Here is a 12427-nt window from a genome sequence, read left to right as displayed (position 1 = left end):
GAATGAGAATCAATTTCAATTAAGATTGATTGAAAGGATGACAGATATGCCAGAAATCAAACAACAAACAGAAGCGTTAACGATTCGAGACGCTGTCAGATATAGACGATCCATTCGAAAATTCAAAGAGACGCCGGTGACCATTGAGCAGCTTCAGCCGTTATTAGAGGATGCAGTCTATGCACCGAACCATAAAATCACGGAGCCATGGCGCTTTCTATATGCGGTGACGGATGAGGCCAAAGCAACTTTTGTTGATCGCTTCATTGCGTTCTTTCAGCGCAACAACCCAGATGCAAAGGAAGAAAAGATCAATCAATATAGAGATTACTTTTCTAAGGTCCCAGCGCTTTTACTTGTCGTGCTAAAAGAAGACGAGAACCCTGTGGTGAGAAATGATGATTTTGCCGCCGTGAGTGCGCTTATTCAAAACTTCCAGCTGCTTGCGTGGGATAAAGGGATCGGTATGGTCTGGAAGAGCGGCCGCATTTTATATGACAAAGGCTTTCAACAAGACATGGGCTTAAAGGAAAACGAGCGTTTTGCTGCGATCCTTCACATTGGTTATCCAGAAGAGGTGCCTGAGGTAAAATCACGTCAGAAAGCATCAAGTCTTTTAACTGAAATTCAATAAAAGAAAAGCAGACCGCTACTAAAGGGTCTGCTTTTTTACTTATTGTTTTTTGGCGCGCTGGTCGGCTGCTTTCATACGTGCCATTGCTTTTACGTCATTCGGATCTGCAAGTTCTTTGGAAAATTCAACATATTCGCCATCCGTCTCTTGTGCTGCAAGCTCATGATTGGATTTTTGGTGTTGGTCTTTTTTCAAAGCCTTTCCCTCCTTTACAAGATCACTTTAGTTATGTGCTTGTTGGAGTGGAATATCCATCTTATTTGTTTCTTTTTTCTGCTGCTCTTTCCGCTTTTTTGAATTCCTGCTGATACAGGACTTCCTGGGTTTTCTTCAGCTTTGAAGTTGGCTGGTGTTCTTTTTTCTTCATCAAAATTGCCCCCTCATCTCATTTCTAATAGGATGGGTGTTTTTGACAAAATTTATTCCTCTGAATGCAAAATGGTTTCTTTTAATTCAGGATGCAAAAAGTCATAAGAAGAAAGCAATGCCTTTTTCGGCAGCGCACGCTGGCCTTCTAAAACAAGTAATGACATTTCGCCAAGTGCCGTTTGAATGACAAAGGATGGGACCTTCAGCCAGTGGGGGCGGTGAAGGGCAGACGCAATCGTTTGTCCGAGCTGCTTCATTTGCACAGGATTCGGTGATGTGACATTGAGTGGACCTGAGATGTCGTCATGGTGTATCGCATAAGCAATAAGGTGTGCCACATCTTCGACATGAACCCATGAAACCCATTGCGAACCAGAGCCGATCGTCCCGCCGGCAAACAGCTTATATGGCAGAGTCATCAGTGGCAGTGTACCATTTTCTCCTAACACGACACCAAAGCGTGTGTAGACGGTACGAATGCCAAGTGCTTCAATCTTTTGCCCCTCAGCTTCCCAACGCTTTGAGGTATGGCTTAAGAAATCAGTATCCGCAGGAGGTGATTCCTCCGTAAAATCTCCTGTTTGAGACATGCCATAAATTCCGACAGCACTAGCTTGAATGAGCACAGATGGTTTCGATTCCTGCGCTTCTATAATGCGTCTCACTTCTTGTGTGGATTGAATACGGCTAGAGAGGATGCCTTCTTTTGCCTTGTCTGTCCAGCGGGTGAAAATGGATTTTCCAGCAAGGTTAATCCAGACATCAATGGCAGGCAGTTCATGCTCAGGCGCAGCACCTTCTGTCAGCCACTGCACATAGTGTAAATGATTTTGTTCGGATTCCTTTGGATTTCTTGTTAAAATATATAGATGATGTCCTTCAGCAGCGAGCACTTTAGTGACGTGCTGGCCGATAAAACCGGTTCCTCCGGTGATGGCGATATTCAATTGACATCTCTCCTCTCATATACATACCTATATTTTTCACGATTTTGAATCAGAAGAAACATCCTGATTGTTTTAAAAAAGGAGTGATCACAGGATGCCCTATATTACAAAAATCTCCGCTCAGAAAAACAATACGGAGCGGGTGAACATCTTTCTTGATGAAAAGTACGCCTTTAGCGTTGATCTAGATGTGCTCGTCCAGCACGATTTGAAAAAAGGGAAAGAGCTGGACGAAGCAGATATCATTGAAATTCAATTCGGTGATGCTGTGAAAAAAGGATTTCAGCAGGCCGTCGATTATTTATCCTACCGAATGAGATCGGTGAAAGAAGTGACCGATTATTTGACGAAAAAAGAAATTCCAGCGCCTGCTATTAGTGAAATTATACACAAATTAAAGCATTACAAGTATGTAAATGATCTTGAATTTGCGGAAGCCTATGTAAGTACCCACCGTAAAACGAACAGCAAAGGGCCGTCCGTCCTGAAAAAAGAGTTAAAGCTTAAAGGCATAGACGATGACACCATTGAACAAGCGCTATCGCAATATCCTGATGACTTACAGCTGGAGGAAGCCGTCAATCAGGTTCTCAAGCTTGTGAGAAAAGAAAAGAATCGTTCTGCAAAAGAGATCGAGCAGCGCATCAAGCTTCAGCTTCAGCGAAAGGGATTTTCGTTTGGGATCATTGATAAAGCCCTTCAAGAAGCCTATGATGGACAAGAAGAGGAAAAGGAAGAAGAAGCCCTCCTCTATATGCTGGAGAAGGCAAAACGCAAGGTAGGATATGACGGATCATTTGAAAAGAAGATGAAAGTGAAGCAGTTTTTATTCAGAAAAGGCTTTGATCTCGATACAATTGATCACGTTTTAGACAAAGGGGAATGACAGATGGAAAAACGTTATAGTGAGATGACGGAATACGAATTGAAGCAGGAAATTGCCTCTCTTTCTGAAAAAGCACGAAAGGCTGAGCAGCTTGGCATTGTCAATGAATATGCCGTCTTAGAACGGAAAATCGATATGGCCAAAGCCTACTTATTAGATCCCGCCCTCATTCAAACCAAAACGACTTATCAAATCAAAGATACAGACGAGCAATTTTACGTGGAATATTTAAATGGCGTATTTGCGTGGGGATACAGAGTATCGGCTCCAAATAAGGAAGATGCCCTGCCGATTTCAATGCTTACGAAAAAGGACTGATCCAGCTGTAGGCAAACCCTCGCATTCGGTGTCAGGTCTGTACGCCGGTGCTCGTCCTTCCTAGGGCTGCAAAGGTTTTCTATCACGCTGAAAAGAAGACAAAGGACTGATCCTAGAGATCAGTCCTTTTCTTTACTTCGAACGCTGTTTACGGACGTTGTTCTGAAGTACGATGTCGTGCTGCGTTTGCTGCGTTTCTCCGTTGACCTGAGAGGCAGAATGCTTTGCATTCGCCCATGGTTGAGGGTAAGCGGTTGTCCTTAATTGAACAAAGTCTTCCATATACGATTTCCCATTTGAACTCATATCTCAAGCACTCCCTTTGGAAAAATTAGCGTTTCCCTGATGCCCTCATACGTTCCTGTGGACGTGTATTCGTCTCACCATTCGGCCTTTTAGACGCATAAGCATCTGTGGCGCCTGGTTCGCCTTCAAATTTGTGATTCACTTGATTTGGAAAGCCTTTTGCTTTATTACGCATATCGATTCCCTCCAAACAATACAAATCATTTGCGTCTTTTGAAGACGTAAGGGTAGTATATGAAAAAAGAGGTTTTTTTAAAAAGGCACTTTCTGCTAGATGAAGGAGGAACCGACATGGAACAATACTTTGAGCGACTAACAGAACAACTCATGGAAAAAAACAATATGCTGACATATGAAGAAGCACGTACATGGGTAGAGCTGCTTTGGAGTGATTTTGAAACGACCTATGCAAAGGCTGGCCGCAAGTATAAAGGACAGGAAACAACAGAACGGATTGTCCAAGAATGGATTGAGAGCTACGGTGCACAGCTGCATTTATTTCAAAATAAACAATCAAAGGCAAACGAGCATCTGCAAGGGCAGAACAAAGGGCTGCTTCATTAAAAGAAGTGCCCGCTCATCTTTTTCAATAAATAGGAAAATATATAAATAAGCAAACAATTTTATGATACAATACCCAGTCTGTGATCGAAATTACAGGCTTTTTACAATGGTTAAACTTAAAATTACATTAAATTCATCTTACTGAAAATCACTGGAAATAAAACTTTGATATAATGGAACGATTAAAGAGACATGTAATTTATGGATAATAAAAAAGGGTTTCGTTTTCTGACAAAAAAGGAATAATGAACATAACAGACTATGTGAAAAAAGTGAAGAGAAGGTGCGATATGGAACGAGAATTGCTCTCTGTTATAATTCCTTCTTACAATGAAGGTGAAAACATCAGACGAATCTTTGAGGCACTCGAGGAAGAGTTTCGCGATTTTCATTATAACTTTGAAATCATCTTTGTGAATGATGGAAGCAAGGACAACACACTTCAATACATGAGAGAGCTCTCTCGCAAAAGTGCAAAGGTCAAATACATTTCCTTCTCGCGTAACTTTGGGAAGGAAGCCGCTATTCTGGCAGGACTTGAATATGCGAAGGGAGTAGCTGCGATCATCATGGACGCCGACCTGCAGCACCCAACGTATTTGATTCAGGATTTTGTCAGAGGGTATGAAGAAGGCTATCATCAAGTCATTGCCAAACGGAACCGTAAAGGAGACAGCAAGCTTCGCTCTTACTTAGCATCCATGTACTATAAAGTGATGAACAAGGTAGTAGAAGTGGACTTGCGTGATGGCGTCGGGGATTTCCGTTTAATTTCACGCCAAGCAATCGATGCATTGCTTCAGCTGAAAGAGGGAAATCGTTTTTCAAAAGGGCTTTTTTGCTGGATTGGGTTTGAAGAAAAGGTCATCTATTATGAAAATGTAGAAAGACAGCATGGTGATACAAAATGGTCACTGAAGAAGTTATTTAACTATGGCATAGATGGCGTCATTTCTTTTAACAACCGCCCGCTGCGTATTTGTTTTTATACTGGCATACTGATCTTATTCCTCTCTTTGATTTACATCGTGGCCACCTTTATTCAAATTGTCAGAACGGGCGTGATGGTACCGGGTTATTTCACTTTAATATCGGCTGTGCTTTTCCTCGGAGGTGTCCAGCTTTTGAGTCTAGGTGTGATTGGAGAATATATTGGCCGTATTTATTATGAAACGAAAAAGAGGCCGCATTATTTGATCCAAGAATCAAATGTCATGCAGCAAGAGACAAGCTCAAAGGAACAAGACCGAGTGTTAACACAGTTATTTAAATAACGTGGAGTCAAATAACCGGCAAGCACGAATCGCTTGCTGGGTTGTTTTGTTTCAAAGAACAGTGGATCTTTTGTGGAAAGGATTTAGATGATGAAACGTAGATGGATAATCATTGGAATGTGCCTCATTCTTGCTTTATTAGGACACTCCTTTTTCTTATATGAATATACGCAAGGCCGGTACATGACAGGAGATGGGGACGGCATCTCGCAAATGCTCCCATTTAAAAAGCTGCTTTACGACGAATATGTCAAAGGGAATTTCTTTTATTCCTATCAATTCGGTCTAGGCGGCGGTACATACACGCAATTAGGGTATTATTTCACAACGTCGACGGTCTTTATGGTGACAGTCGCTGTCGTCTGGATGATGAATGCGCTTCATCTCATACAGTCAACGGACATTCATTTCTGGGCAAATGCCGTGATTTGGCTGAGCGTGATCAAGCTGACGCTCATTCTAATCATCGCTTACCGTGTGCTTCTTTCAATGGTTCAAAATAGACTAAGTGCATTGACAGGTGCCGCAATTTACGGACTGTCTATTGTGTATTTTCGGCATCAAACATTTTGGGAGTTTTTTACCGACAGCATGATGTGGCTTCCGCTGCTTGTGCTTGGGGTTGAACGGATATTCAAAACGGGTAAGCCGGCTTGGTTTATTTTGGCTTGCAGCCTGATGCTCATCAACAACTTTTACTTTGCTTATATTCATTTTATCTTTTTAGCGATCTATCTTGTCTTCAGATATATGATCAAGCTGCGAAGTGAGGAGCGCGGGTGGAAGGTGTTCTGGACGCTTGCGATCTCTACGCTGTTATCCTTTGGGATCAGTGCCGCTTTTTTTATCCCGTCTGTTTATGGCTTTCTCAATAATGTAAGACCACCGTATGAACAGGCCATTCCTTGGTTCGAGCTGCATGATCATCTGCTGTTTGCAAGCAGAGTGTATTTATTACCTGTGATTTTTCTGAGTTGTATGTTCCTCGTTCCGCTTTACCGAAACAGATGGTTTTTCATGTTCACATCCATCAGTATGCTGCTCATTGCTTTTCACTTTAGCCCAAAGATGGCGAGCGTGTTTAATGGTTTTTCAGCACCGCAGTACAGGTTTGAATATATTCTTGCCTTTACAGTTGGAGCGGTCGTTGCCATCACGATCAAGCATTTCTCACAAATCGAGTGGAAGTGGAAAAAGCGTGCGGTCTTAGGCGCGTGGATCGTGTTCCTTCTCGCAGTCGCTCTTTCAGAACGAGCAAAGGGAAACATGGATGTCGTTGTGTATACAGGCATAGGACTGCTTGTCATCAGCTTGTTCTTCCTATGGATGCATGCGGAAAAACGTCAGCACCTTCGTCTCTTTTCAGCTGTACTTATTGCCATTAGCCTACTGACAGCAGGCGTGTATCAGCAGGGCTACTTATCTGAAAGAAGCAATATAAAGAGCGTATCAGATACGTATCTGAATAGTGAGGCATATGCTGGACATGAGCAAATGAAGCTCATTCAGCAGATTCAAAGCCACTCAAAAGATCCGCTTGCCCGGATTGATTGGATGAACGGCGTGCGCAACAACACCCCGTTATTTGAAGGCTTTCAAGGCATGAGTGCGTATTCAAGTATATTGAATCAGCATTTGCTCAATTTCTACTGGATTGACCTGCAAATCGATATGGGACGGGAAAGTGTCAGTCGTTATGCAACAATGGGGGACAGGGCGAATTTATACAGCCTGACCTACGGAAAGTATTATATGAGAAACAACATGATGCCTTACTCACCACCAGCTTATTTTAAGCCAATTTTGAAAAGTGAGCATTATGAGGTATATGAAAATACTCGGCCGCTGCCATTTGCAAGAACAACAAGCACCGTTTATTCAGAACAATCCTTAAAGAATGCCTCAGCACTTGATAAAGAGCATGCGATGCTGCAAGGCGTCATTTTAGACAAGAAAGGCAACGCTGAAATCGAGCGCGCAGCAAATCGCGTCAAAGATACGAATATCCATACGGAACAAGCTGTATACGAACACGGTGTGCTTGATGTATACGGGGAAATGGGCGGTCTGAATATCACACTGCCAGATGACATCGCTCGCGCTGGGGATGTGTATGTGAGCTTTTATGTGAAGCGGACCGACCGTAACGCAGGGTTTCAGTTATCCGTTGACGACTACGTCACCTCACGAAAAAGCAATACATCCATCTACAAAACAGGCGTAAATGAAGTGACGATTCGAGTCCCTGCGGAAAAGATCCTCTCCATTCGAGTACCAAAAGGGACATATGAGCTCAATCAAATGAAGCTGTATCAAGAACCTTACCGCGTCCTAGAAAAAGCATATGAAAAAGAAAAACAGGATGATGGCAGCCAAAAAGTAAAGCTTAAAAATAACCGCTTTACGATTTCATATGATAACAAGCTCGGCGATAATTATATGATTCTGCCTGTTCCATATGAAAAAGGCTGGGAGCTCACGGTGAACGGACACCAAACCGATATTGAAAAAGCCAACTACACTTTTATTGGTTTTCCAATAGAAAAAGGAAAAAACGAGATTGTGCTAACCTACTATCCGCCTTATATCAGAATTCTCGCATTGATTTCATTGATCAGTTTGATTGGTGCGATCCTCTATGCACGGAGAAAACACAAGAAACACCACTTTTCATCATAAGTGGTGTTTTTTTATCTTTCTCAAAATTGATACAATCAACATAAAAGCATGAGAATGGGGGAAAACCATTTGACGTTAAACAAAGAATCCATTACTGATCATTATGAACACACCCTTGAATGGGTACAGTCACTAGCGGAAATAACAGACGAAGAATGGCGCAGAGCCATTGCTGATGGAAAGTGGAGCATTGCTGAGATCATCGCACATTTCGTTCCATGGGATGAATTTATTTTACACGATCGTCTAAAGGAATTTTGGAACAATCAAGCGTTACCGCAGGCACCTGATGTGCATGAAATGAATCGACAGTCAGCCGAAAGGGCGAGACACGAAGAGAGAAGCGAGACGATTGGACGATTTATTGCTGTCAGAACAGAATTGCTTCAAGAAATGAAGAAAATCGAAGCATCTCGCTGGAATACATCCTTTTTGATCGGTCAATCCGAGCTGACGTTATCAAGTTATTTTCAAGGACTGATTGATCACGACATCCATCATATGAAGCAGATCAAAGAAGCGCTTTCTCCAGAAAGACGATAGAGAGTCATGAAGCTTCTTTCTCAAACGGAAACGTCGCATAATCAAACAAAAAATGAAACAACCAAAGACTAAGGGCAAAAAGAATTTCCTCAGAAGTAGACAGCCAAATGCCGTCAACCAATTCGTCTGATAAATAAACAGCACCCCAAATAAACAAAAGGTGAAATAAAATGGCATAGAAAACGATGGATCGTTTTTTAGACCGGCACTTTCGAACAAACTGCATGAGCACGTGCTCCAGATGTTCAAAAGAGATCCCGAGTACAACATAGATGCCCATAAACAGTAGTAGCGATAAAATTGATTGATAAAAAGCACCCGTCAAATGAAAGAACAGCACACAAAACAACAAAAATATGTAACAGACAACCGATATCGCCATCAGCCACTTCACCCCTTGCCATAAAGCGTGAACAGATTGCTGCATGGATAAACAACACTCCTTTACATGAAGATACCTGCAAAAAGGACAGCCTTTTTGCAGGAAGGTGGAATTAATCCTCTTTTTTAGGTGCAGCGATGACAGGGTGTTTTTCAGTATCAAGCAATTTCAAGAATTCTTCACCTTGATCTAAATGATCAAGAACAAGCTGTTTCGGTGTGACCGCAAGCCACTGATTGAGTGAAATGTCTGCATAATGGTCGCTCTTAAAGATTTCTAAGAAATAAAGCGGTTCGTCGCCTGTATTCTCTACATAATGCCCCATTGCAAATGGCACATATCCAACGTCTCCCGCCTGATAGTTGAAGGTTCTCGCATGTCCATCAGAAGCAAATACGGTCATTCGTGCCTTTCCAGAAATGAAATATTGCCATTCATCCGTATTTGGATGCCAGTGCAGCTCACGAATGGCGCCTGGATCGACTTTCACAAGAGCAGAGGCAATTGTTTTAGATGCTTTAAAATTGGTAGAATCCGCAATCCACACTTGTCCACCGCTTGACGTAATCGGCTCTTGTTTTAACAGCTCATATTTAAAGGAATTCGGGACCTCTCCTTGCTCTGTTTTCACCTTGTCACATTCAAGGGAACCAGGAATTCCTTTTTGGAAAATATACTTTTCTTTCTCTGGCAGCTTGTCAAACTGCTCCTTTGTCATACCGAAGTTCTTGAGCACGACTTCCTCTGGCGTATGGGCAAGCCAATCCGTTACTTGGAACGTACTATTTTCTGAGAATGACCCATCATCAAACACAAGCAAGAATTCAGCTCCCGGCTCAAGTGCTTGAATAGAGTGCGGCAAGCCTGAAGGGAAGTACCACAAATCACCCTCGGTCACATCCTCTGTAAAATTTCGCCCCTCTGCATCAACTGATGTAATCCGGGCTTCCCCATAAATCATGTATGCCCATTCCGCTTCCTTATGCCAGTGCAGCTCACGAATCGCACCAGGCTTTAGCCGCATATTGACAGAGGCAAGGCTTTTAGAGATCGGCAGTTCACGTACCGTTACCTCGCGGGCGTAGCCGCCTTTTTCTAAGCGATTGTGTGTATCAGAAAAAGAATATTTCATGTTGGAGACCGTTCCATGATCTGTTTCCGGCGGTGTGAGCATATCTGGGTTTTGTCTGTCTCGCTCGAGATTACGTGGAATTTTGACCGTTGCTCCTTTTTCTCCTCGAATCGGCTGCGGTACACCATTTTGCTTTTCACTCATGATAAAATCCCCTTTCAACATCGTATTGTGTGAGGTGACAAAAGGCCTTTCATTTCGCCCTCGTTTTCATAAGGTGAAACGAATCAAGAAGATGTCAATCTGATTCATCATTTTTTTGAACAGCGACCAATTGTTGGATGAGCTTGCTTAATTCATCAAACTTTCGTTCAAAGCGTGTCAGCAAGTAAATCGTCAAAATGGCAGGGAAGCCAGCCTGACCGAGCTGCTTCAGCCACTCCTCCGAAAAAAAGTTCTCCATTTGTCTCACCTCCCAGCGGATGCTCGTCTTCTATATAGGTGGTCTGAAAGAAGAAAAAGGAAAGCAGAGGAGGAGAAAATGATCCATTAGACCCGTTTCATAAAGTTTACTTTTTTTAACTTTTGTCCACTTAATGCAAGTAGAGGGAACAAAGGGGAGGATGCACATGGATTATCGGCTGTTATTGAAAGCAAAATGGAAGGAAATCATTGATCACCCGCTCATTCAGCAATTTTTAAGCAATCCTAAAAACCAGCAGCTTCTCAGGAAAGTCATGGAAGAACCGAACGAAGAGAATGCGAAAAAGTTAGATTCCGAGTTCAAGCAGTTTTATCAAAAAATCCGCATCATTAAGTATATTTCCACAATGATCCGCATCTTTTCAGTCGACTTTGATAAACGAGTCAAAAAAAAGCAGCAGCGTTTTCCGCTCATACTCGATCATCCTGATCATCAAGAAGTGAAAGACCCTGTTCAAACAGATACGTATGAAGCTGTGCTCTTTAACCAACAAGACTTAGGGGAGCACCTGCAAGACAAAACAATGTACAAGGCCTACCAGCAGCTCACAGACAAACAAAAAATGGTCTTAACCCATATTTATGTTGAAGGTCAAACAATGAAAGAAATAGCCGACCGGCTAGGCGAAACGAGACAAAATATCTCAAACATACACAAAAAAGCGCTCAACAAACTAAAAGAAGAAACAGGGGGAGATGTCCGTGAACGAAGAAAAAATGACCAATGGGGAAATGGAAGAACTCATTGAAACCTTCACACCCATGATCAAAAAGAAACTACAAAACACGGCATATCAAGAAAGAGAAGACCTCGAACAAGAACTCTATATCAAACTCATCGAAAAAGTAGACTGGCTGATTTACCAAGAGGGACCTGGCTTTTGGGAGTTTATTGTGGAATATATGACGAAGTTGTAAGATAGTTAAACACAAAAAAAGACTCGCTCACACAGAGCCGAGTCTTAATTTTTTTTGCAGTTTTTCTTCACTGAAAATCCAGCCGGTATAGGAATTTTTGATTTGGTGGTCCATGTCGATATGGCAGATCGCGACAAAAGGGTAGTGACCTTTGCTGCGGTAGCGCAAATCAATGAACCGTACCTCGTAATGATCCTTGTATTTATCCACTTCCCACCGGTAGACAGGGGAGAAGGAGAGAAAGGCTGAGATGTTTTCGTCTTGTTTGGCAATTTTCATAATCTCTGTATCAGGGACCGGCACACGGTTAAAGGTGTCTAAAATGACGACCTCTCCATTCATACTGCGCCCAACATGGAAAGACGATTTACATTTCACGGCAATGCGCCATTGTCTGAACTTCATTGTAGGCGAAATGATAATCTCTTCAATTTCATCGAATCGTGCACGCAGCTGACGTTTAATCTGAAGCTGCATGATGACCCTGACGATATAGTAACAGAAAATCACGGCGTACAGCGTTATGAACGTATAGCCGGGATGACCGCCAATCGCCCAAACGACAATGGCGACAATGTGTGTAAAAAAGATGAATGGATCAAACGTATTAATGATCCCAAGCGCTACCCATTTCTTCGAAAATGGACGAATGGCCTGAGTACCGTATGCGTTGAAAATATCGACAAACACATGAAGCACAACGGCTAATAGTGTCCATAACCAAAGGTGAAGTAAATCCGCCCCCGGCACAAATGGGAAAATCACAGCCGGAATCAGCAATGACCAAAACAGTACAGCCGGAATGGAATGTGTAAATCCTCGGTGATTTCTTATATAAACCGCATTATTTTTTAGTTTTAGCACAGTATCAATGTCTGGTGCTTGGGAGCCGGCGATGGTCGCAATCATCACGGCGTGTGCCATGTGTGGATCTGCGCTGACGGCTGGATCTAAAAGTGCAAGTCCCCCAAGAGAAATGCCCATTACTACATGAGTACCAGTGTCCAATTGATTACCTCCTACTAGTTGTCATGCTTAGGAACAATCATACA

Annotated in this window: 18 protein-coding genes; 9 read left to right on the top strand and 9 right to left on the bottom strand. The window is 42.5% G+C overall.

From position 1 onward, the window contains the following. The first annotated feature begins 46 nt into the window (after nt 1-46). Nucleotides 47-634, top strand: coding sequence for a nitroreductase family protein (locus C6Y06_RS15285; protein ID WP_223251463.1), 588 nt, complete (start codon nt 47-49; stop codon nt 632-634). A 39-nt stretch (nt 635-673) separates the two neighbouring features. On the opposite strand, the gene C6Y06_RS15280 is transcribed toward C6Y06_RS15285, so the two are convergent. The 3 genes from C6Y06_RS15280 to C6Y06_RS15270 all read right to left on the bottom strand — a co-directional run bounded on the left by C6Y06_RS15280 (nt 674) and on the right by C6Y06_RS15270 (nt 1950). Further along, on the bottom strand, nt 674-829 hold the full coding sequence (locus C6Y06_RS15280; RefSeq protein ID WP_034665021.1) for a YfhD family protein: 156 nt from the start codon (nt 827-829) through the stop codon (nt 674-676). A gap of 61 nt (nt 830-890) precedes the next feature. Further along, nucleotides 891-1001 (bottom strand): YfhE family protein, encoded by a 111-nt coding sequence (locus tag C6Y06_RS15275; RefSeq protein ID WP_017358836.1) that lies wholly within the window; start codon nt 999-1001, stop codon nt 891-893. Nucleotides 1002-1053: 52 nt separating this feature from the next. Continuing rightward, a complete protein-coding gene (locus C6Y06_RS15270; protein WP_106037164.1) occupies nt 1054-1950 on the bottom strand; it encodes a TIGR01777 family oxidoreductase in 897 nt (298 codons plus the stop codon). A 94-nt stretch (nt 1951-2044) separates the two neighbouring features. Here C6Y06_RS15270 and recX point away from each other — a divergent pair, with 94 nt between their 5' ends. Next, the gene (gene recX / locus C6Y06_RS15265; protein WP_106037163.1) at nt 2045-2836 is read left to right on the top strand and encodes a recombination regulator RecX; all 792 of its coding nucleotides are present in this window, start codon (nt 2045-2047) and stop codon (nt 2834-2836) included. A gap of 3 nt (nt 2837-2839) precedes the next feature. Next, complete coding sequence (locus C6Y06_RS15260) at nt 2840-3154, top strand: YfhH family protein (RefSeq protein ID WP_060595807.1); 315 nt, start codon at nt 2840-2842, stop codon at nt 3152-3154. 132 nt (nt 3155-3286) lie between these two features. On the opposite strand, the gene C6Y06_RS15255 is transcribed toward C6Y06_RS15260, so the two are convergent. After that, the gene (locus C6Y06_RS15255; RefSeq protein WP_003217811.1) at nt 3287-3460 is read right to left on the bottom strand and encodes a YpzG family protein; all 174 of its coding nucleotides are present in this window, start codon (nt 3458-3460) and stop codon (nt 3287-3289) included. 25 nt (nt 3461-3485) lie between these two features. Next, a complete protein-coding gene (locus tag C6Y06_RS15250; RefSeq protein ID WP_003217849.1) occupies nt 3486-3635 on the bottom strand; it encodes a small, acid-soluble spore protein K in 150 nt (49 codons plus the stop codon). A gap of 116 nt (nt 3636-3751) precedes the next feature. Between C6Y06_RS15250 and C6Y06_RS15245 the strand changes: the two genes are divergently transcribed. The 4 genes from C6Y06_RS15245 (at nt 3752) to C6Y06_RS15230 (ending at nt 8520) form a co-directional block, all read left to right on the top strand. Beyond that, complete coding sequence (locus C6Y06_RS15245) at nt 3752-4024, top strand: YfhJ family protein (RefSeq protein WP_034665009.1); 273 nt, start codon at nt 3752-3754, stop codon at nt 4022-4024. A gap of 290 nt (nt 4025-4314) precedes the next feature. Next, nucleotides 4315-5298, top strand: a complete 984-nt coding sequence (locus C6Y06_RS15240) for a glycosyltransferase family 2 protein (protein ID WP_034665005.1) — start codon at nt 4315-4317, stop codon at nt 5296-5298. A gap of 87 nt (nt 5299-5385) precedes the next feature. Continuing rightward, nucleotides 5386-7977 (top strand): YfhO family protein, encoded by a 2592-nt coding sequence (locus C6Y06_RS15235; RefSeq protein ID WP_106037162.1) that lies wholly within the window; start codon nt 5386-5388, stop codon nt 7975-7977. Nucleotides 7978-8025: 48 nt separating this feature from the next. After that, entirely contained in the window at nt 8026-8520 is a 495-nt protein-coding gene (locus tag C6Y06_RS15230) for a DinB family protein (RefSeq protein ID WP_106037161.1), read from the top strand. A gap of 4 nt (nt 8521-8524) precedes the next feature. Here C6Y06_RS15230 and C6Y06_RS15225 read toward each other — a convergent pair whose 3' ends face one another. From C6Y06_RS15225 to C6Y06_RS15215, 3 genes are all read right to left on the bottom strand, one after another. Next, a complete protein-coding gene (locus C6Y06_RS15225; RefSeq protein ID WP_060595810.1) occupies nt 8525-8947 on the bottom strand; it encodes a regulatory YrvL family protein in 423 nt (140 codons plus the stop codon). A gap of 67 nt (nt 8948-9014) precedes the next feature. After that, nucleotides 9015-10178 carry an oxalate decarboxylase family bicupin gene (locus tag C6Y06_RS15220; protein ID WP_106037160.1) on the bottom strand — a complete coding sequence of 388 codons (1164 nt, stop codon included), beginning with the start codon at nt 10176-10178 and terminating at the stop codon, nt 9015-9017. Nucleotides 10179-10272: 94 nt separating this feature from the next. Continuing rightward, nucleotides 10273-10437 (bottom strand): YvrJ family protein, encoded by a 165-nt coding sequence (locus C6Y06_RS15215; RefSeq protein WP_106037159.1) that lies wholly within the window; start codon nt 10435-10437, stop codon nt 10273-10275. A 166-nt stretch (nt 10438-10603) separates the two neighbouring features. Between C6Y06_RS15215 and C6Y06_RS15210 the strand changes: the two genes are divergently transcribed. Both C6Y06_RS15210 and rsoA read left to right on the top strand, forming a co-directional pair. Beyond that, entirely contained in the window at nt 10604-11206 is a 603-nt protein-coding gene (locus tag C6Y06_RS15210) for a sigma-70 family RNA polymerase sigma factor (protein WP_106037158.1), read from the top strand. Then, complete coding sequence (gene rsoA, locus C6Y06_RS15205) at nt 11154-11375, top strand: sigma-O factor regulator RsoA (RefSeq protein ID WP_034620885.1); 222 nt, start codon at nt 11154-11156, stop codon at nt 11373-11375. The genes C6Y06_RS15210 and rsoA overlap by 53 nt, the downstream gene beginning before the upstream one ends. 27 nt (nt 11376-11402) lie before the next feature. On the opposite strand, the gene C6Y06_RS15200 is transcribed toward rsoA, so the two are convergent. After that, nucleotides 11403-12383, bottom strand: coding sequence for a metal-dependent hydrolase (locus C6Y06_RS15200; protein ID WP_106037157.1), 981 nt, complete (start codon nt 12381-12383; stop codon nt 11403-11405). Between the last annotated feature and the right edge of the window lie 44 nt (nt 12384-12427).

Source organism: Bacillus sp. MZGC1, from assembly GCF_002998605.1.
GTDB lineage: Bacteria > Bacillota > Bacilli > Bacillales > Bacillaceae > Bacillus.
The sequence above is the reverse complement of the archived record's forward strand: the minus strand, read 5'-3'. Positions and strand labels throughout refer to the sequence as shown.

Bases quoted from the DNA above. Each gene is read 5' to 3' on its own strand.
- C6Y06_RS15285 (WP_223251463.1), top strand. From the start codon at position 47: ATGCCAGAAATCAAACAACAAACAGAAGCGTTAACGATTCGAGACGCT.
- C6Y06_RS15275 (WP_017358836.1), bottom strand. From the start codon at position 1,001: ATGAAGAAAAAAGAACACCAGCCAACTTCAAAGCTGAAGAAAACCCAG.
- recX (WP_106037163.1), top strand. From the start codon at position 2,045: ATGCCCTATATTACAAAAATCTCCGCTCAGAAAAACAATACGGAGCGG.
- C6Y06_RS15260 (WP_060595807.1), top strand. From the start codon at position 2,840: ATGGAAAAACGTTATAGTGAGATGACGGAATACGAATTGAAGCAGGAA.
- C6Y06_RS15255 (WP_003217811.1), bottom strand. From the start codon at position 3,460: ATGAGTTCAAATGGGAAATCGTATATGGAAGACTTTGTTCAATTAAGG.
- C6Y06_RS15250 (WP_003217849.1), bottom strand. From the start codon at position 3,635: ATGCGTAATAAAGCAAAAGGCTTTCCAAATCAAGTGAATCACAAATTT.
- C6Y06_RS15245 (WP_034665009.1), top strand. From the start codon at position 3,752: ATGGAACAATACTTTGAGCGACTAACAGAACAACTCATGGAAAAAAAC.
- C6Y06_RS15240 (WP_034665005.1), top strand. From the start codon at position 4,315: ATGGAACGAGAATTGCTCTCTGTTATAATTCCTTCTTACAATGAAGGT.
- C6Y06_RS15235 (WP_106037162.1), top strand. From the start codon at position 5,386: ATGATGAAACGTAGATGGATAATCATTGGAATGTGCCTCATTCTTGCT.
- C6Y06_RS15230 (WP_106037161.1), top strand. From the start codon at position 8,026: ATGAGAATGGGGGAAAACCATTTGACGTTAAACAAAGAATCCATTACT.
- C6Y06_RS15225 (WP_060595810.1), bottom strand. From the start codon at position 8,947: ATGCAGCAATCTGTTCACGCTTTATGGCAAGGGGTGAAGTGGCTGATG.
- C6Y06_RS15220 (WP_106037160.1), bottom strand. From the start codon at position 10,178: ATGAGTGAAAAGCAAAATGGTGTACCGCAGCCGATTCGAGGAGAAAAA.
- C6Y06_RS15215 (WP_106037159.1), bottom strand. From the start codon at position 10,437: ATGGAGAACTTTTTTTCGGAGGAGTGGCTGAAGCAGCTCGGTCAGGCT.
- C6Y06_RS15210 (WP_106037158.1), top strand. From the start codon at position 10,604: ATGGATTATCGGCTGTTATTGAAAGCAAAATGGAAGGAAATCATTGAT.
- rsoA (WP_034620885.1), top strand. From the start codon at position 11,154: ATGTCCGTGAACGAAGAAAAAATGACCAATGGGGAAATGGAAGAACTC.